Origin of the sequence: Mycobacterium sp. IS-1496 (assembly GCF_001499995.1) — a bacterium.
Taxonomy (GTDB): Bacteria; Actinomycetota; Actinomycetes; order Mycobacteriales; family Mycobacteriaceae; genus Mycobacterium.
Window position 1 is genome coordinate 37,277 of the sequence record NZ_LQIU01000005.1, and the last position, 17,529, is coordinate 54,805.

General features: G+C 68.1%; 15 protein-coding genes. 7 read left to right on the forward strand and 8 right to left on the reverse strand.

Going from position 1 to position 17,529, the window contains the following annotated elements:
• Both nirD and nirB read right to left on the reverse strand, forming a co-directional pair.
• Nucleotides 1-372: a nitrite reductase small subunit NirD gene (nirD, locus tag AU195_RS04010; protein WP_059157774.1), complete on the reverse strand. Its 372-nt coding sequence runs from the start codon at nucleotides 370-372 to the stop codon at nucleotides 1-3.
• Nucleotides 369-2,936, reverse strand: coding sequence for a nitrite reductase large subunit NirB (gene nirB / locus AU195_RS04015; RefSeq protein ID WP_059157775.1), 2,568 nt, complete (start codon nucleotides 2,934-2,936; stop codon nucleotides 369-371). Before nirB ends, nirD begins: the two co-directional genes overlap by 4 nt.
• A gap of 203 nt (nucleotides 2,937-3,139) precedes the next feature.
• Between nirB and AU195_RS04020 the strand changes: the two genes are divergently transcribed.
• Nucleotides 3,140-3,583, forward strand: a complete 444-nt coding sequence (locus tag AU195_RS04020; RefSeq protein ID WP_059157776.1) for an Hsp20/alpha crystallin family protein — start codon at nucleotides 3,140-3,142, stop codon at nucleotides 3,581-3,583.
• Between the two features lie 88 nt (nucleotides 3,584-3,671).
• On the opposite strand, the gene AU195_RS04025 is transcribed toward AU195_RS04020, so the two are convergent.
• Nucleotides 3,672-4,430, reverse strand: a complete 759-nt coding sequence (locus tag AU195_RS04025) for an isocitrate lyase/PEP mutase family protein (RefSeq protein WP_059157777.1) — start codon at nucleotides 4,428-4,430, stop codon at nucleotides 3,672-3,674.
• A 110-nt stretch (nucleotides 4,431-4,540) separates the two neighbouring features.
• On the opposite strand from AU195_RS04025, the gene AU195_RS04030 reads away from it, so the two are divergent.
• From AU195_RS04030 to AU195_RS25895, 5 genes are all read left to right on the forward strand, one after another.
• Nucleotides 4,541-4,837 carry an Rv0250c family protein gene (locus AU195_RS04030; protein WP_059157778.1) on the forward strand — a complete coding sequence of 99 codons (297 nt, stop codon included), beginning with the start codon at nucleotides 4,541-4,543 and terminating at the stop codon, nucleotides 4,835-4,837.
• A 98-nt stretch (nucleotides 4,838-4,935) separates the two neighbouring features.
• Nucleotides 4,936-5,754: a succinate dehydrogenase subunit SdhC gene (gene sdhC / locus AU195_RS04035; RefSeq protein ID WP_059157779.1), complete on the forward strand. Its 819-nt coding sequence runs from the start codon at nucleotides 4,936-4,938 to the stop codon at nucleotides 5,752-5,754.
• A 44-nt stretch (nucleotides 5,755-5,798) separates the two neighbouring features.
• On the forward strand, nucleotides 5,799-7,748 hold the full coding sequence (locus AU195_RS04040; RefSeq protein WP_059157780.1) for a fumarate reductase/succinate dehydrogenase flavoprotein subunit: 1,950 nt from the start codon (nucleotides 5,799-5,801) through the stop codon (nucleotides 7,746-7,748).
• Nucleotides 7,745-8,497, forward strand: coding sequence for a succinate dehydrogenase/fumarate reductase iron-sulfur subunit (locus AU195_RS04045; protein WP_059157781.1), 753 nt, complete (start codon nucleotides 7,745-7,747; stop codon nucleotides 8,495-8,497). Before AU195_RS04040 ends, AU195_RS04045 begins: the two co-directional genes overlap by 4 nt.
• 80 nt (nucleotides 8,498-8,577) lie before the next feature.
• The gene (locus AU195_RS25895; protein ID WP_172800466.1) at nucleotides 8,578-8,739 is read left to right on the forward strand and encodes a hypothetical protein; all 162 of its coding nucleotides are present in this window, start codon (nucleotides 8,578-8,580) and stop codon (nucleotides 8,737-8,739) included.
• Between the two features lie 10 nt (nucleotides 8,740-8,749).
• Here AU195_RS25895 and AU195_RS04050 read toward each other — a convergent pair whose 3' ends face one another.
• Nucleotides 8,750-9,235 carry a flavin reductase family protein gene (locus AU195_RS04050; RefSeq protein ID WP_059157782.1) on the reverse strand — a complete coding sequence of 162 codons (486 nt, stop codon included), beginning with the start codon at nucleotides 9,233-9,235 and terminating at the stop codon, nucleotides 8,750-8,752.
• A gap of 101 nt (nucleotides 9,236-9,336) precedes the next feature.
• On the opposite strand from AU195_RS04050, the gene AU195_RS04055 reads away from it, so the two are divergent.
• Nucleotides 9,337-10,005, forward strand: coding sequence for a GAP family protein (locus AU195_RS04055; RefSeq protein WP_059157783.1), 669 nt, complete (start codon nucleotides 9,337-9,339; stop codon nucleotides 10,003-10,005).
• A gap of 18 nt (nucleotides 10,006-10,023) precedes the next feature.
• Here the strand turns inward: AU195_RS04055 and pe are convergent, their stop codons facing one another.
• Genes pe through AU195_RS04075 form a run of 4 tightly spaced genes read right to left on the reverse strand, consistent with a single transcriptional unit; the run spans nucleotide 10,024 to nucleotide 17,431 of the window.
• Nucleotides 10,024-11,157, reverse strand: coding sequence for an acyltransferase PE (pe, locus tag AU195_RS04060; protein ID WP_059157784.1), 1,134 nt, complete (start codon nucleotides 11,155-11,157; stop codon nucleotides 10,024-10,026).
• A 48-nt stretch (nucleotides 11,158-11,205) separates the two neighbouring features.
• Nucleotides 11,206-12,978 carry an AMP-binding protein gene (locus AU195_RS04065; RefSeq protein ID WP_082702960.1) on the reverse strand — a complete coding sequence of 591 codons (1,773 nt, stop codon included), beginning with the start codon at nucleotides 12,976-12,978 and terminating at the stop codon, nucleotides 11,206-11,208.
• Nucleotides 12,978-15,983: an MMPL/RND family transporter gene (locus AU195_RS04070; protein ID WP_059157785.1), complete on the reverse strand. Its 3,006-nt coding sequence runs from the start codon at nucleotides 15,981-15,983 to the stop codon at nucleotides 12,978-12,980. Before AU195_RS04070 ends, AU195_RS04065 begins: the two co-directional genes overlap by 1 nt.
• Before the next feature lie 26 nt (nucleotides 15,984-16,009).
• Entirely contained in the window at nucleotides 16,010-17,431 is a 1,422-nt protein-coding gene (locus AU195_RS04075; protein WP_059157823.1) for a condensation domain-containing protein, read from the reverse strand.
• Nucleotides 17,432-17,529 lie beyond the last annotated feature (98 nt).

A 17,529-nucleotide genomic window follows, 5' to 3' on the forward strand; every position in this document is an offset into this window, starting at 1 on the left:
CTACCCCTCGATCTCGACGACACCGTCGGCGGTCCGCCGTGTCCGGTACACCGGCAGCGACACCGACGGGTCGTCGAGGCAGCTGCCGTCGTCGAAGGCGAAGGCCTGCTTCTTGATCGGGGACTGCACGATGGCGCGGCCGCCCCGGTCGCCGGTGATGCCGCGCGACATCACCGCCGCGCCCGAGAACGGGTCGATGTTGCCGATCGCGTGCAGGCTGCCGTCGTCGAGGCGGAACAAGGCGGCCTGTGCGCCGTCGGGCAGCAGCACCCCGACACCGCGACACGGGATCAGGTGGTCGTAACGGCAGGCCACCGTCCATCTCGTAGCCGGCGGCCCGTTGAGCTCATGGCGGTCGTCGAGCAGGGTCACGATGTCTCCTGGAGCGGTCGGACGGTGGGCATCCCGATCTGCACCGGTACCTTGCGGCCGGCGTTCTCGGTGAAGGCGACGGTCGGATCGGGCACATCGGGTGCGTTGACGAAGGACACGAACCGTGACAGCTTGTCCGGGTCTTCGAGCACGCCCTTCCACTCGCACGAGTAGCCCTCGACGTGGCGCGCCATCGCCGTCTCGAATTCGTCTGCCAGACCGAGGGAGTCGTCACAGACCACTTCCCGCAGGTGGTCCAGTCCGAGCTGTTCGACCCACGGCGCGGTGCGCTGGAGGCGATCGGCGGTGCGGATGTAGAACATCAGGAACCGGTCGATGTAGCGGATCAGCGTCTCGTCGTCGAGGTCGCCCGCCAGCAGCTGGGCGTGTTTGGGGGTCATCCCGCCGTTGCCGCCGACGTAGAGGTTCCAGCCGTGCTCGGTGGCGATGACGCCGACGTCCTTCCCGCGCGCCTCGGCGCATTCGCGGGCACAGCCCGAGACACCCATCTTGATCTTGTGCGGGGCGCGCAGTCCCCGGTAGCGCAATTCCAGGTTGATCGCCATCTGCACCGAATCCTGTTGGCCGTAGCGGCACCAGTCGCTGCCGACACAGCTCTTCACGGTGCGCAGGGCCTTGCCGTAGGCGTGGCCCGACTCCATCCCGCCCTCGACCAGCCGGCGCCAGATCTCCGGGAGTTGGTCGACGCGGGCGCCGAACAGGTCGATCCGCTGGCCGCCGGTGATCTTCGTGTAGAGGTCGAAGTCACGGGCGATCTCGCCGATCAGGATCAGCTGTTCGGGGGTGATGTCACCGCCCGGCACCCTCGGCACCACCGAATAGCTGCCGTTGCGTTGGATGTTGGCCAGGAAGTGATCGTTGGAGTCCTGCAGCGCGGCCTGTTCGCCGTCGAGGATGTGCTCGGAACTGGTGGAGGCGAGGATCGAGGCGACGGTGGGTTTGCAGATGTCGCAACCCTTCCCGGTGCCGAAGCGCTCGAGCAGTCCGGAGAACGTGCGGATCTCGGTGGCCGAGACGATCTCGAACAGTTCGGCGCGTGAATGGGAGAAGTGCTCGCACAACGCCTTCGACTGTTCGACGCCCTCGGCTTCGAGCAGCTGTTTGAGCAGCGGCACACAGGACCCGCAGGAGGTGCCGGCCTTCGTGCACGCCTTGAGACCCGCGACGTCGCAGCAGCCGCCCGCGATCGCGTCGGTGACGTCACCCTTCGTGACGTTGTTGCACGAGCAGATCTGCGCTGCCGCCGGCAGCGCGCCGACGCCGAGTCCGCCGTCCGCGCCGCCGGATCCGGCGGGCGCGATCAACGCCATGGGGTCGCCCGGCAGTTGCTCACCGACCATCGGCCGCAGCACGCCGTACGCCGAAGCGTCACCCACCAGGACTCCGCCGAGCAGCGTCGTGGCGTCATCGGAGAGCACCAGCTTGGCGTAGGTCTGGTTGACCGGGTCGTTGACCACCACCTCGAGGGAGTTGGGGGTGCGTCCCATCGCGTCGCCGAAGCTCGCCACGTCCACGCCGAGCAGTTTGAGCTTGGTCGACATATCGGCCTCTGGGAACTCCGCGGCCCCGCCGAGGAGCCGGTCCGCCACCACCTCGGCGCTGGTGTAACCCGGACCCACCAGACCGTAGCAACGGCCCTCGATCGCGGCGACCTCGCCGATCGCGTAGACGTGGGGATCGCTTGTCACACAACCCAAGTCGGTGAGCACGCCACCGCGTTCGGCGGTCTGCAGTCCCGCCTCGCGGGCCAGCTCGTCACGCGGCCGGACCCCGGCGGCGAAGACCACGAGGCCCGCGTCGATGAACGACCCGTCGCCCAGCATCACCCGCAGCGAGTCGTCGTCTTCCGAGCGCTTCAGCGGCTTGTTGCGCTGAGCCGGTCTGATCGCCTCGGTGCTGACGTCGAGGTGGACCTCGATGCCGAGGTCGGTGATCATCCGGCCGAGCAGCGCGCCGCCCGCGTCGTCGAGCTGCTGGGACATCAGGCGCGGTGACCGCTCCACCACGTGGGCGGTCAGTCCGAACCCGCGCAGCGCGTTCGCGGCCTCCAGACCGAGCAGACCACCCCCGATGACGACACCCACCGGCGCGCGCCCGGCCTCGCGGGCTCGCGCCGCGTCGGCGGCGATCGCGTCGAGGTCGTCGAACGTGCGGTAGACGTGGCAGGCGGGCAGGTCGCGGCCGGGCACCGGTGGCACGAAGGCGTACGAACCGGTGGCCAGCACCAACGCGTCGTAGCCGACCGTCGTGCCGTCGGCGGTGCTCACCGTGCGGTTGTCGCGGTCGATGGAGGTGACGCGCTGGCCCAGGCGCAGGTCCACCAGGTCGTCGCCGGCGTAGTCGTTGCCGGCGAGCGCCAGCAGTGCGCGGTCCCAGTGCTCGGTGTATCCGGTCAGACCCACCCGGTCGTAGGCGGCGTCGGTTTCCTCGGCGAGCACGGTGATCCGCCAGGCGCCCGCATCGTCGCGCGCGCGCAGCGCTTCGACGAACCGGTGCCCGACCATGCCGTGGCCCACGACCACGACGTTCTTCGTTGACGGCATGGGCGCAAGGCTAGGAAGTCGATATTGCCGCGATGTCGCCTTGTGTGAAGGCCCCATCACGGTGTGCTCACGTGGTTGCCCGACTGCTTGTGAGACCGTTCGCCGCCGGCGAACGGGCGCCCGGAACATGAGCGTGGTGGACTCAAGTTCTACAGGGCAGCGGACCGGTACAGGGCCGGTCACAGGCAGACGAGGAGCAGAACATGAGCAACGTGGCCTTGCGGGTGCGACCCGCGTGGGATCTGGATCGCTGGATCCGGGACTTCTTCGGCCCGTCAGCCGCCGACGACGGATTCGCCGGTCCGGCCCCGGGGTTCCACCCGGCCGCCGAGATCGCCAAGGACGGTGACGACGCCGTGGTACGGGTCGAACTGCCCGGCGTGGACGTCGACAAGGACGTCGCCGTGGAGGTCGACAGCGGCCAACTGGTCATCCACGGTGAGCGGCGCGACGAACGCACTGAGGAGAAGGACGGCCGGACGCTCCGCGAGATGCGGTACGGATCGTTCCGGCGGTCGTTCCGGCTTCCGCAGCACGTCACCGGTGACGCCGTCTCGGCGTCCTACGACGCCGGTGTGCTGACCGTCCGGGTGGCCGGCGCCTACGCCGGTGCCCAGCCGCAGCGCATCGCGATCGAGAACAAGTAGCACCTCGCGGTGTAGCCGCCGAGATCGACGAAATGGCGGCGCGCTCTCGGACTTCTGCGCCCAAATGTTCGTTAGGGCGCAGAAGTCGCTACTTCCAGCGGGCGAGCAGTTCGTTCGCCCTGGTGGCCAGCGCCGCCTGCAGGAACGGGCCGAAACTGATCCGCGCGACACCCAGCGGGCCGAACGACGCCGGGTCGTCCTGATCCGGCAGCCCGATCGCGTTGACCGGGAGCGGCAGCTCGGAGGTCAGGCGGCGCTGCGTGTCCGGATCGTGGCGCCCCACCGGGTACAGCACGTCGGCGCCCGCCTCGGCGGCCTCCGTCAAGCGCGCGATGGCCCGGTCCACCCGGTCGGCCTCGTCACCGTCCTTGCGCAGAAACAGATCCGTGCGGGCGTTGACCACCACGTGGACCCCGGACTCGTCGGCGGCGGCCCGCAGCGCCCCGACGAGTTCGGCGTGTTCACCGGACGACCGCAACCGGCCCCCCTCGCTGTGCACGGTGTCCTCGATGTTGAGCCCCACCGCGCCGACGCCCAGGAGTCCCTCGATCAGCCGGGCCGGCGCCTCGCCGTACCCGGATTCGATGTCCACCGACACCGGCACGTCGACGGCGTCGGTGATCTGCGCGACGCGGGTGAGCAACTCGTCGAACGTCATGCCCTCGTTGTCGGCGCGCCCGACCGAATCCGCGACGGGGTGGCTGCCGACGGTGAGCGCCGCGAACCCCGCGCCGACGGCGAGGTTGGCCGACCACGCATCCCAGACGGTGGGCAGGACCACGGGGTCACCGGGCTGGTGCAGGGCGAGCAGAGCATCGGCGAGTTGCTTCGAATCGTGGTTGGACACGGGATCATCCTGCCGCCTCAGACGTGATCTGTCTCACTCTTAACTGTGTGATGTGGCTAGCATCGGTTGCGTACTGTGATTCACGACACCCTTCAGCCCAAGGAGGTCACTTGTCCACCACGACCGGTCTCGCCGAACTGCACGAACTCATCGGCGGCCTACGACGCTGCGTCACCGCGCTGGCGTCCCAGTACGGCGACTCCCCCGGGATGCGCCGCATCGTCAACGACGCCGAACGCATCCTCAACGACATCGACCGTCTCGACATCGACGCCGAGGAACTCGAACTCGGCCGCGGGTTGACCAGACATCACCATGTCGGCGAGAAGATCCCGATCCCCGACACCCAGTACGACACCGAGTTCTGGCGCGGTGTCGACGACGAGGGCCTCGGCGGCACCCGCTGACCGGTCGCGGGCGGTACCGCCGCCCGCACCGCCACCGGCGTGAGAGCGCCGACCGCGGGTGACCGCATGCCCGCCCCACCCATTCACGAAAGGCAACCGTGAGCGCACCGACCGCAGACCGCGAGGGCACCGGCGTCCACTCCGCCGGACGCGCCAAGATCCCCGAACGGACCTTGCGCACCGACCGCTGGTGGGTGCCATCGCTGTTGACCAACCTCGGACTCGCCGCGTTCGTCGTCTACGCGACGGTCCGGGCGTTCTGGGGCAGCGCCTACTGGGTGGCCGACTACCACTACCTGACGCCGTTCTACTCACCGTGTGTGAGCAAGGGGTGCATCCCGGAGGCCAGCCACTTCGGCCAGGTCCTGCCCGACGTCTGGTGGTTGCCGTACGCGGCGTTCTCGCTGCCGTTCCTGCTGCTGTTCCGGCTGACCTGCTACTACTACCGCAAGGCCTACTACCGGTCGGTGTGGCAGTCCCCGCCGGGATGCGCTGTGGCCGAGCCGCATTCGAAGTACACCGGGGAGACCAAGCTGCCCCTGATCATGCAGAACCTGCACCGCTACTTCTTCTACATCGCGGTGCTCATCTCGCTGATCAACACCTGGGACGCGATCCTGGCGTTCCACTCCCCCAGCGGTTTCGGGTTCGGCCTCGGCAACGTGATCCTCGTCGTCAACGTGATCCTGCTGTGGACCTATACGGTCTCGTGCCACTCCTGCCGCCACGTCACCGGTGGCCGCCTCAAGCACTTCTCGAAACATCCGATCCGCTACTGGATCTGGACACAGGTCAGCAAGCTCAACACCCGGCACATGCAGTTCGCCTGGATCACCCTCGGGACGCTGGTGTTGACCGACTTCTACGTCATGCTGGTCGCCAGCGGCACCATCTCGGACCTGAGATTCATCGGCTGACACGACAACTCCATTACCGAACAGGCAAGTGAGGATCCACATAGATGGCTGAGCTCGATGCTCTTCGCGCAAGCGGCTCGACGCCGCTCGAACGGCACCAGTACGACGTCGTCGTGATCGGTGCCGGCGGCGCGGGTCTGCGAGCGGTGATCGAGGCGCGGGAGCGGGGCCTGAAGGTCGCCGTGGTGTGCAAATCGCTGTTCGGCAAGGCGCACACGGTGATGGCCGAGGGTGGCTGCGCCGCGTCGATGGGCAACACGAACCCGAAGGACAACTGGCAGGTCCACTTCGGCGACACCATGCGCGGCGGCAAGTTCCTCAACAACTGGCGGATGGCCGAGCTGCACGCCAAGGAGGCACCCGACCGGGTGTGGGAGCTCGAGACCTACGGCGCGCTGTTCGACCGCACCAAGGACGGCCGGATCAGCCAGCGCAACTTCGGCGGCCACACCTACTCGCGGCTGGCCCACGTCGGTGACCGCACCGGCCTCGAGATCATCCGCACCATGCAGCAGAAGATCGTCTCGCTGCAGCAGGAGGACAAAGAGGAGCTCGGTGACTACGAGGCCCGCATCCGGGTGTTCGCCGAATGCACGGTCACCGACCTCATCCTCGACGGCGACCGGATCGCCGGCGCGTTCGGCTACTGGCGCGAGAGCGGCGACTTCATCCTCTTCGAGGCGCCTGCGGTGGTGCTCGCCACGGGCGGAATCGGCAAGTCCTACAAGGTCACCTCGAACTCGTGGGAGTACACCGGTGACGGGCACGCGCTGGCGCTCCGGGCCGGCGCGACGCTGATCAACATGGAGTTCATCCAGTTCCACCCCACCGGGATGGTGTGGCCGCCCAGCGTGAAAGGCATCCTCGTCACCGAGGGTGTGCGCGGCGACGGCGGTGTGCTGAAGAACTCCGACGGCAAGCGGTTCATGTTCGACTACATCCCCGACGTGTTCAAAGGGCAGTACGCCGAGTCCGAGGACGAGGCCGATCAGTGGCTCAAGGACAACGACTCCGCCCGCCGCACGCCGGACCTGCTGCCCCGCGACGAGGTTGCGCGCGCGATCAACACCGAGGTGAAGGAGGGCCGCGGCACCCCGCACGGCGGTGTCTACCTCGACATCGCCTCGCGCATGAGCTCCGAGGAGATCAAGCGCCGGCTGCCGTCGATGTACCACCAGTTCATGGAACTCGCCGAGGTCGACATCACCACCGACGAGATGGAGGTGGGGCCCACCTGCCATTACGTGATGGGGGGCATCGAGGTCGACCCGGACACCGGCGCCGCCAAGACCGCGGGCCTGTTCGCCGCCGGGGAGTGCGCGGGCGGTATGCACGGATCGAACCGGCTGGGCGGCAACTCGCTGTCGGACCTGCTGGTGTTCGGCCGCCGGGCCGGGCTGGGCGCCTCGGACTACGTGCGGGCGCTCGACAGTCGGCCCGCCGTGTCCGACGAGGCGGTCGAGGCGGCCCGCAAGCTCGCGCTCGCGCCGTTCGACGGGCCGAGCGAGGGCGAACCGGAGAATCCGTACACCATGCAGCTCGACCTGCAGGACACGATGAACGAGCTGGTCGGGATCATCCGCACGGCCGACGAGGTCACCGAGGCGCAGGGCAAACTCACCGAACTGCGGGAGCGGTTCAAGCGCATGAAGGTCGAGGGCGGCAGGCACTTCAACCCGGGCTGGCACCTGGCGATCGACCTGCGCAACATGCTCCTGGTCAGCGAGTGCGTGGCCAAGGCGGCACTCGAGCGCACGGAGAGCCGAGGCGGGCACACCCGTGACGACTACCCGTCGATGGAGGCCGGCTGGCGCAAGACGCTGCTGGTGTGCCGCGCGCAGGACGACGACGTCGTCGTCCCGAGCGTCACCGTCACCCGGGAGGACCAGGTGCCGATGCGCGACGACCTGCTCGAGTTGCTGGACATCGAAGAACTCGAGAAGTACTTCACCGACGAGGAACTCGCCAACCACCCGGCAAGGAGGGGCTCATGACCTACCAGGCGAACATGCGGGTGTGGCGCGGCGACGACGAGGGCGGCGCCCTGCAGGACTACACCGTCGAGGTCAACGAGGGCGAGGTCGTCCTCGACATCATCCACCGCCTGCAGCAGACCCAGACCGGTGACCTGGCGGTGCGCTGGAACTGCAAGGCCGGCAAGTGCGGATCGTGTTCGGCGGAGATCAACGGCCGTCCGCGGCTGCTGTGCATGACCCGGATGTCGACGTTCGGCGAGAACGAGACGATCACGGTCACGCCGCTGCGTGCGTTCCCCGTCATCCGCGACCTCGTCACCGACGTGTCCTTCAATTACGAGAAGGCCCGCGAGATCCCGTCGTTCACCCCGCCGAAGGATCTGCAGCCCGGTGAGTACCGGATGGCGCAGGAGGACGTGAACCGGTCACAGGAGTTCCGCAAGTGCATCGAGTGCTTCCTGTGCCAGAACACCTGCCACGTGGTCCGCGACCACGAGGAGAACAAGAAGGAGTTCGCCGGTCCCCGCTACCTGATGCGGATGGCCGAACTGGACATGCATCCGCTCGACGTGCACGAGCGTCGCGCCGAGGACTCCCAGGAAGTGCACGGCCTCGGCTACTGCAACATCACCAAGTGCTGCACCGAGGTCTGCCCCGAGCACATCAAGATCACCGACAACGCGCTGATCCCGATGAAGGAACGCGTGGCCGACCAGAAGTACGACCCGGTGGTGTGGCTGGGCAACAAGTTGTTCCGGCGGAAGTGATCTTCCACCGAGGGTGAGCCACGTCACAGGTGTCGGGTAGCCTCGTGTCAAGCGGCCAATCAACGACGAAAGGCAGCCTGATGACCCTCAGTCACACGCACAGCCTCAACGACATCCGCACGGCGATCCGGGAGTTGTCCACGCGCGCCGACCTGGCCCGCAAAGAGGGCCGCAGCGGGGATGCCGCCGAGATCGAGCGGCGGATCCAGGGTTACCGCGACGAACTGGCCACGCGTCCCTGACCGTTCGCCCTCACCCGCCGAGACGGCGGAAAGTGCTGCGGTGGAACACGATCGGCGCGACGTCCGGGTGCACGGTGATGTCCTCGACGCGCAGGATCACGATCGTGTGATCGCCCGCCTCGACGAGGTCGTGGATCGAACTGTCCAGCCATACGCTGGTGCCGTGGATGAACACGGCGCCGTCGTCGGTCGACGTCGTCTCCAACCCGGCGAACCGGTCACCGGCCTTGGCCGCCAGCGTGCGCGCGGCAGCGTCGTGTGACTCCCCGAGCACGCTGATACCCAGGCGGGGCAGGTTCTTGAGCTTCGGCCACGTCGTCGAGGTGTTCTGCACGCAGAACGACACCAGAGGTGGGTCCAGCGACACCGGGACGAACGTGCTCGCGGCCAGGCCGACGCGGACGCCGTCGGCCTCCGCCGCGATCGCGATGACGCCCGTCGGGAAGTGCCCGAAGGCCTCGCGCAGCGTCGCCGGGTTCAGATCAATTGCGCTCATCGCCGTCCATCTTCACACGCGCGCCGACCCGCGGCCATGGTCCCGCTCCCGGTGAGCGGAAGCCCGGTGCGGACCGCCGGGGCGGTAGCCTGACGCTCATCATGTGGATCCCGCTCCTGGCGATGGCCGTCGCGGTCAGCCTGGAGCCGTTCCGGGTCGGGATGACGGTCCTGATGATCAACCGCCCCCAGCCGCGCAGGCAACTGGTGGCCCTGCTCGCCGGCGGCTTCGCGATGGGCCTGACCGTCGGCGTGGTCGCCCTGTTCGTGCTCAGACCCGCGCTGGGTTCGGCACGGCTCACTCTCCCGATGGTGCAGATCGTCGTCGGCGCCGTGGTGCTCGTCAACGCCGCGCTGGTGGCCACCGGCGTGTGGGGGCGCGGTCGCGACGCTGCGAACCTGTCGCAGACCAGGTTCGGACCGCTCGCGACGCGCGCGCGGCAGCTGCTCAACGGCGGCTCCCCGTGGACGGCCGGGATCGCGGGCCTCGGCATCGCACTGCCGTCCGTCGACTACCTGGCGGCGCTGGCGCTCATCGTCGCGTCCGGCGCCGCGACCACCGTCCAACTCGGGGCGCTGGTCGTGTTCAACGTGGTCGCGTTCGCGCTCGTGGAGATCCCGCTGCTGTGCTACCTGGTCGCGCCCGAACGCACCCGCGCGGCACTGTCGGCGCTGTACGAGTGGTTGCGCGCGCAGGGCCGGCGCGGGCTCGGCGCGCTGCTGGCCGTGATCGGCTTCGTGCTGCTCGCCGCCGGGCTCGCGGGCTTGTAGAGCCGGCCCGCGGGCGGGTTACGGAGGGTTGTTCAGCACGTACTGGAGCCCGGACAGCAGCTGCGACACCGGATCGGCGGCGCCGCCGAAGGCGGCCTGGGTGGCCGGCGCGGTGACCTCGGCCGGGTCGTAGCCGTTCACCGGGTCCACGGTGATCGGGGCGGTCAGCGGATCGTCGTGCCGGGAGTAGCCGGCGTCCACGTAGGGCTTGAGGACCGCGTCGAGTTCCATCAGCGTGCCCTTGTCCACCCCGAGGTATTTGAAGGGCAGCACCAGCGGGAGGTGCTCCTCGGGGATCATGAACGTGGTGGTCTTGGCGCCGCGGGAGTTGACGGTGGTCCGGATGTTCTGCGGCGGCACCATGCTCGGTTTGGTGAAGGCGACCGCGGTGTGACCGGTCGCCAGACCCACGATCGCGTTGGCGACGGAGATCCAGTTGTCCGGCCGGTCCGGCCAGTCGGCGATGCTGTCGTAGGCGGACACGAACTGGTAGGTGTCGTACTGGCTCTCCACCGGCGGCGGGATGCGATAGTCCAGCGACGGGACGACGCTGCCCACCGGGAACACCTGGGTCAGGAAGCTCTCGCCGAAGGCGTGCCGCGCCACCGGGTCGCCGTACATCGCGAAACTCAACTCGCTCGGCGGCGGCGCGGCCGGGTCGTAGGCCAGCTTCGCCTGTACGTCGTTGAGCACCATCGCACCCTCGGACAGCCCGATCGCGGTGCCGCGGCCGCCCTCACGGACCGCGTTGATGACGTTCGGCGTCCCGACGTCGACCGACTCGCCGACGCTGGGGCCGTCGATCCCCAGGCCGGGGAAGGAGTCGTCCAACCGTCCGATGCCGGGGAAGAGCCGCTCCAGGGTGTGCCCCTGTACCTGGCCGGCGGGGTAGTCGACGATCTGCCGGTCCAGTCCCGGGAACCAGTCTGCGCCGGTGCGCATGATGTATTCGTCGTAGGGGATGCCCAGCACGTGCGCGCCGCCGAGGGCATACGCCCTGCCCGGTGTGCCCAGCGGCGGCGGACCGTCGGCCGGGTGGGTGGGCGGTGGCGGCGGCACCGGCGGCTCGTCGGCGGATGCACTGCCGAAGCCGAATCCGCCTGCGGCGCCGATGATCGTCAGCGCAGAACCGAACGCGAGAAGTCGTCTCATACCGTTTCGCGCACCTTCCCGCCGTGCTCGGCCGCACCGGACCCGACCTTACCCCGCCACGGCACCGTGCTGCCCCTTCCCGGCGTCCAATCGGGTGAACCCGTCCTGCCGGTACTGCTCGGCGCATGCGGCGCGCCGGATCTTGCCGCTGGTCGTCGTGGGAATCGACCCCGGCGGTACCAGCACGAGGTCCTCGGCGCTCAGGCCGTGTGCGGTGGAGATCGCCGCGGTGACATCGCTTTTGACCGCCTCGAGCCGGCGCGTGGCGTCCTCGTCGGAGCCGCCGGGCTTCTTCAGCTCGATGACGGCGACCAGCCGCTCGGTGCTGTCCACCGGTACGGCTATCGCCGCGACCCGGCCGCGGGTGACCTCCCCGACCGTCGCCTCGATGTCCTCCGGGTAGTGGTTACGGCCCCGGATGATCAACAGGTCCTTGATGCGGCCGACGATGAACAGCTCGTCGTCGCAGACGAACCCGAGGTCGCCGGTGCGCAGCCACGGCCCCTCCGGTGTACCCGGTGCCGGGTCGAGAAGTGTTGCGCCGAAACAGGTCTGCTCGTCGGGCGGTTTGCGCCAATAGCCCTCGGCGACGTTCTCGCCGTGCACCCAGATCTCGCCGACCACGTCCTGCGGGCATTCGCGTCCGGTGTCGCCGTCGACGATCCGTAGCGCCGGGGACTGCGGCAGGCGGTACTTGACCAGCGCCGTGCCCTTCCCCGCGGCGCAGGCCCGGACCCGGCCTGCCCCGAGTTCGTCGGCGTCGAAGTAGGACGCCGGCGCCGACTCGTCCCAGGTGCCCGTCGCGACGAAGACCGTCGCCTCCGCCATGCCGTACGCGGGGCGCATCATGTGGTCGCGAAAGTTGAAGTGGGCGAACCGGTCGACGAACCGGTGCAGGGTGGCCGGCTCGACCCGTTCGGCGCCGCTGATGATGCCCACCACCTGACCGAGGTCGAGGCCGGCGAGGTCGTCGTCGGTGGTCTTGCGGGCAGCCAGGTCGAACGCGAAATTGGGCGCCGACGACCAGGCGTGAGGGTTGCGGGCCAGCGACCGCATCCAGCGGGCCGGCTTCTCCAGGAACGCCACCGGACTGGTCAGGTCGGCCCGCCGGCCGCACAGGATCGGCGCGCACACTCCCAGGACCAGCCCCATGTCGTGGTAGAAGGGCAGCCAGGACACGAGCGTGGCGTCCGGCGGCAACGGGGATCTGGCGAAGAAGCTGCGCATCAACTGCTCGAAGTTCACCGTGAGGTTGCGGTGCGAGACCATCACCCCGGTCGGCGCCCTGGTCGAGCCCGAGCTGTACTGCAGGTAGGCGATGCTCGGCAGCTCGGTCAGCTCGAACCCGCTCGCGCCCTGGGCGTATGGATCGACCGCATCGATCTCGAGGACCGTCGGCGCGGCGGATGAACCGGACCGGGCCACGAAGTCCCCGACGTCGGCCGCGACCGACGACGTGGTGAGCACCACCGAGGGTTCGGTGTCGGCGAGAACCGCGCTCACCCGGTCGTGACCCGAGCCGGGGTGGGGCAGCGGCAACGGCACCGCGACGAGCCCGGCCTGCATGGACCCCAGGAACGCCAGGACGTATTCCAGCCCCTGCGGGGCCAGGATCACCGCCCTGTCGCCGACGGCCCCGTGCCGCCGGATCTCGCGCGCCACACTCATCGTCCGCCGGGCCAGCTGCGCCCACGTCAGGTTCTCGACGACGCCCGCCGGGTCGCGGTCGTAGTGGGTGAAGGTGAAGGCGACCTCGTCGGGGCGCATGCTGGCACGCCCGTGCAGCATCGACAGGATCGACGACTCCGATGTCGCCGCCATCACGTGTGCGCGCCGATCTGCTCGGTGCGCGGCGGCGTGGCGACGCGTGACGGCCACCAGTTCGCCCGCCCGACCAGCGCGGCGATGGCGGGCACCGTGATGGTGCGTACGACGAACGTGTCCAACAGGATCCCCACCCCGATCACGAAACCGCCCTGTACGACGATGCCGATGCTGGCGAACAACAGACCGGCCATCGAGGCCGCGAAGATCAGACCGGCCGCGGTGATCACCCCGCCCGTCGAGCTCAACGTGCGGATCACGCCGTACCGCACGCTGTGTGGCGATTCGTCCCGTAATCGGGAGACGAACAGCATGTTGTAGTCGGCGCCCACCGCGACGAGCACCACGAACGCCAGCGGGGGCACGCTCCAGTGCAACTCCTGGTCGAGTAACACCTGGAACGTCAACACCCCGATACCGATCGCCGCGAAATACGACAGCACCACCGAACCGACGAGATAGAGCGGGGCGATGAGCGACCGCAGCAGCACGGCCAGGGTCAACAGCACGACGATGAGGGTGACGACGATGATGAAGCGGATGTCGCGCTCGTAATAGTCGCGGGTGTCGCGCAGCGAGGCGGGGAACCCACCCATCGAGATCGAGGCGTCGGCCAGGGTGGTGTTCGGCTGGGCGCCCCTGGCGACGTCGCTGATCGCGTTCACCTGATCCATCGCCTCGGGGCTGAACGGATTGAGTTCGGTCTGCACCAGATACCGCGCCGAGTGGCCGTCCGGCGAGATGAAGGTCTCGGCGGCCTTCTGGAACTCCACGGCCCTGAGCACTTCGGCCGGGATGTTGAACCCGGCCATCGACGAACCCGCCGCGTCCTTGCGCATCGTCAACAGGAACGCCGACGCCTGGTCGAGGCCGTCGGCCATCACCTTGATCTGCTCGACGACCTCGCCGACACCGCCGGCCACCTGCCGGCTTCCACTGGCCAGCCGGTCGGCGCCCTGCCGGACCTCTCGCAGGCCCTGCTGCGCCTCGCTCGGGGAGTCCAGGCCCAGCTCGTCGACCGCCTTGACGATGTTGGTCATCGCCGCGTTGAGCGTCTTGACCGTCGTGTTGAGCGACTGCCGGTCGTCGAGGCCCTCCAACTCCCCGGCGAGGGTGTTGATCCGCTCCAGCCGCCCGTCCTCGCGCGCGTCCATCAGCCGCTCGAACTGCATCCGGGTGTTGACGCAGGACGGATTCGCGTCGCAGACCGCGTTGCCGTTCAACGCCATCAGGACCGGACCGATCCACCCGAACATGTCCCGGACCGCGGCGAAGTTGATGCCCATCGACAGGCCAAGTTCGTTGACGCTCTTGACGAGCTTGGCGGCGGTGTCGACGTCGCGCACCAGCCGCTCGCCGCCGTACTCAACCCGCACCTTCGTGACGGCGTCCAGCAGCGTCTGCAGGCTCGGGGCGACCTCGTTGACCTGGGCGCGCACGTCGCCGAGCGTGTCGGCGAGCGTGGTCGCCCCGGCCGCCAGTTGGTCGAGGTCACCGGAGCGCTCACCGATCTGCGCGGATCCGGCGGCCAGCCGGTCGCCGACGATGCCCGCCTGGAACGTGGCGCGGAACTCCGGCGGCACCTCACCGAGCGGTCTGGTCACCCCGGCGACCCGCGCGACATCGGGCATCTGCGCGATCCGCGACGCCATCTGCTCCAGATCCGCGAGCGCCTGCGGGGTGCGCAGATCACGCGGCGACTGCACGAGGATGTACTGCGGGACCGACTGGCTGATCGGGAAGTGCTGTTCCAGCGCGGCGTAGCCGATCGAGCTGGGCGCCGAATCGGAGACGACCTCGCGATCGTCGTAGTTGAACCGCGCGAACCCCGCAGCGCCGCCCAGCAGCAGCAGGACCAGCACGCTGGCGATCAGATGGGGCACCGGCCTGCGCACGATGCGGATCCCCGACCGCCGCCAGAACCGCGCGGTCAGTTCCCGCCTGGGCTTCACCCACCCGCGGGGCCCGGCGAGCACGAGGATCGCGGGCAGCAGCGTCATCCCGGCCAGGTAGGCCACGCCGATGCCGATCGCCGCGGACACCCCGATGGTCTTGAACACCCCCATCTGGGCGAAGTTCATGACGAGGAACGTGAGTCCGACGGTGACGGCGGATGCGGTGATCACCTTGCCGATCGAGATCATCGCCGACCGCACGGCCCGGTCGAATCCGGCACCGGACCGCAGATAGTCGTGGTAGCGGCTGATCAGGAAGACCGCGTAGTCCGTCCCGGCGCCGGCCATGATCGCGCTCAGGAACACGATGGACTGGTTCGAGACGCCCGCGCCGGTCAGGTGCGAGTAGCCCGCCACCAAACCCTGCGCGATCATCAGCGACGACCCGATCGTCACCAACGGCAGCAGCATGGTCACCGCGCTGCGGTACACGAGCAGAAGCACCCCGAGCACCAGGACGGCTATCGCGATCTCGATGGGCAGGCGATCCTGTTCACCGGCGACAGTCAGGTCGGCCACGGTGGCGGCCGGGCCGGTCAGGTAGACGTCGAGTCCGTCGCCCGAACGGCCATCGGGGACGTTGTGTTCGACGATGTCGGACACCCGGTTGAACGAGTCGAAGGCCCGCGGGGTGCCCAGCTCGCCCTGCAGGCTGACCGGCAACACCCAGGTCGTCTTGTCCTCGCTGGTCAGGAACTGGCGCAGCTGCGGCGTACTGACGAAATCCTGCACCGACACGACGTCGGCGACGTCGTCGCGCAGGGCGTCGACCACCTCGCGGTAGGTCTCCTCGTCGGCGGGTTCGAGCCCGGACTCGTTGATGAAGGCGACGACGAGCAGGTTGTCCGACTCCGACTGCTGGAACGCCTCCGCCATGTTCCGCGCGGTCACACTCGACGGCGCGTCGGCGGGCAGGATGGCCAGCGGGTGCTTCTCGGCCATCTGGCCGAGGGAGGGGAACGACAACGGCAGGGCGACGGCCAACGCCACCCAGACCCCGATCACCGCCCAGGGCCACCGCACCACAAAGTCGGCTAACCGCCGCATATCGCCCTCACCCTCGCCGCCTCACGCTATGCGACGCGTCCCCAGTGCCCGCTGTCGGCGACCATTGCCGAAACGGACTTCATCGCCTGCATATATCGGATGACCGATTTCTCGGCGACCGGATTGTCGGGATGCATGATCGCCATCACCGTGCCCTCGCCGTATCGGAATATGTAAATCGTGAGCTGATAGGAGAACCGGCCGTCCGGGTAGATCCCGATGTTGTCCGCAAGACCCATATCCGCCGCGGCCAGAACGGCGTTGAGCGGTGCGGCACCGGCGTGGAAGAAGTTCGACACGGGGAAATTGGCCTGCGGCCAGTTCAACCCCGGCGCCAATTCGAGCACCCGGTAGTACGGAACTCTTGCCATATTCAAATTCGTGTCGAAAGAAGTCTGCGCCGACCACGCGGCATCCGCGAACGAACCCGCGCCGATCGGCACGGTAATCGGAATCAGACCGGTGAACCAGCCCTGGGTCATGAAATTGTCGGTGGCGCTGCGCGAATCCCTCGGCGTGAGGCCGTAATACGTGAGCGCACCCGTCAGCTCATGCTCCACCTGCGCGAGACAGGCAAACAGACCGCCGACGAAACGCGCGCCCGCGGCCGAACACGCGGCGTCGAAGCGCTCCGTTTGAGCAACGTCCATCAGGACCTCGGTGGCCATGCTGCTTCTGGTCGATTCCTGCGGATTGCCCAGCGGAAGCGGGAATTCCGGGAAGCCACCGCCGTTGCTGTCGGCGAAGTCGATCCAGGCCTGCACATCCTTGTCATGCACGGTCAGTTCCGCCGTGCGCTCGCGCTCGCGCACGCAGAACTCGTCGAAGCTACCGGCCTCGGGCAGCGTGAGCGCTTCGCCGCCACCACTGAGCGCCGAATACATCCCATTGGCTTCCAGCATTGTCGTGCCGATCAATGTCGCGTCCCCGTGAACATGATCCATGGCGGCGAAAAAGGTGAAATGGCCGTCGTTCTGGATGATTCCGAATGTGAAGCAGGCCCACTCCAGTGGATTCGGAATGCCCACGACATGGGCCAGTATCTCGTCGACCGTCATGTCGCCGTGATCGACGGGCACGAATTCGATGTCGGCCGGATCCTCGAGCGCATGCCTGACGAACTCACCGTCGCCGGTGTCCTCGAACCAGCTGCGGAAAGTGTCGTGCCGCCGTAGATAGTTGTTCACGGCGTGGTCCATCGCGGCGATCTCACACTCGCCGGCCACTTCACAACTCGCGATGATCTGCCGGGAGAAGTTCAACCCCGCGGCCGTCCGCTCGCGGTAATTCCGAAGATGTTGGCGCTGCATGTAACTGATCGGCACGGAACTGACCGGCGCTCGTCCCGCCTTTTCGACGGCCGCCGCGGTCGGATGCCAGGACGTGACGGAGCCAGGTTTGAGCGCCCATTCATCGAGGCCGCCAATTGTGATCTTGCCTATGCGCAAAGCGTTTTCCTCCCGCTTCGGCCGGTTCAAGCCGGTTTTCGGATCCGGCATGAGCCGTCGCCGGATCAACATACCCTCGCATCGACCGCAGCGGCCCA

Excerpts from the sequence above, each read along its gene's own strand:
- nirB (WP_059157775.1), bottom strand. The coding sequence starts at position 2,936 with ATGCCGTCAACGAAGAACGTCGTGGTCGTGGGCCACGGCATGGTCGGG.
- AU195_RS04020 (WP_059157776.1), top strand. The coding sequence starts at position 3,140 with ATGAGCAACGTGGCCTTGCGGGTGCGACCCGCGTGGGATCTGGATCGC.
- AU195_RS04040 (WP_059157780.1), top strand. The coding sequence starts at position 5,799 with ATGGCTGAGCTCGATGCTCTTCGCGCAAGCGGCTCGACGCCGCTCGAA.
- AU195_RS04045 (WP_059157781.1), top strand. The coding sequence starts at position 7,745 with ATGACCTACCAGGCGAACATGCGGGTGTGGCGCGGCGACGACGAGGGC.
- AU195_RS25895 (WP_172800466.1), top strand. The coding sequence starts at position 8,578 with ATGACCCTCAGTCACACGCACAGCCTCAACGACATCCGCACGGCGATC.
- AU195_RS04050 (WP_059157782.1), bottom strand. The coding sequence starts at position 9,235 with ATGAGCGCAATTGATCTGAACCCGGCGACGCTGCGCGAGGCCTTCGGG.
- AU195_RS04055 (WP_059157783.1), top strand. The coding sequence starts at position 9,337 with ATGTGGATCCCGCTCCTGGCGATGGCCGTCGCGGTCAGCCTGGAGCCG.
- pe (WP_059157784.1), bottom strand. The coding sequence starts at position 11,157 with ATGAGACGACTTCTCGCGTTCGGTTCTGCGCTGACGATCATCGGCGCC.
- AU195_RS04065 (WP_082702960.1), bottom strand. The coding sequence starts at position 12,978 with ATGGCGGCGACATCGGAGTCGTCGATCCTGTCGATGCTGCACGGGCGT.
- AU195_RS04070 (WP_059157785.1), bottom strand. The coding sequence starts at position 15,983 with ATGCGGCGGTTAGCCGACTTTGTGGTGCGGTGGCCCTGGGCGGTGATC.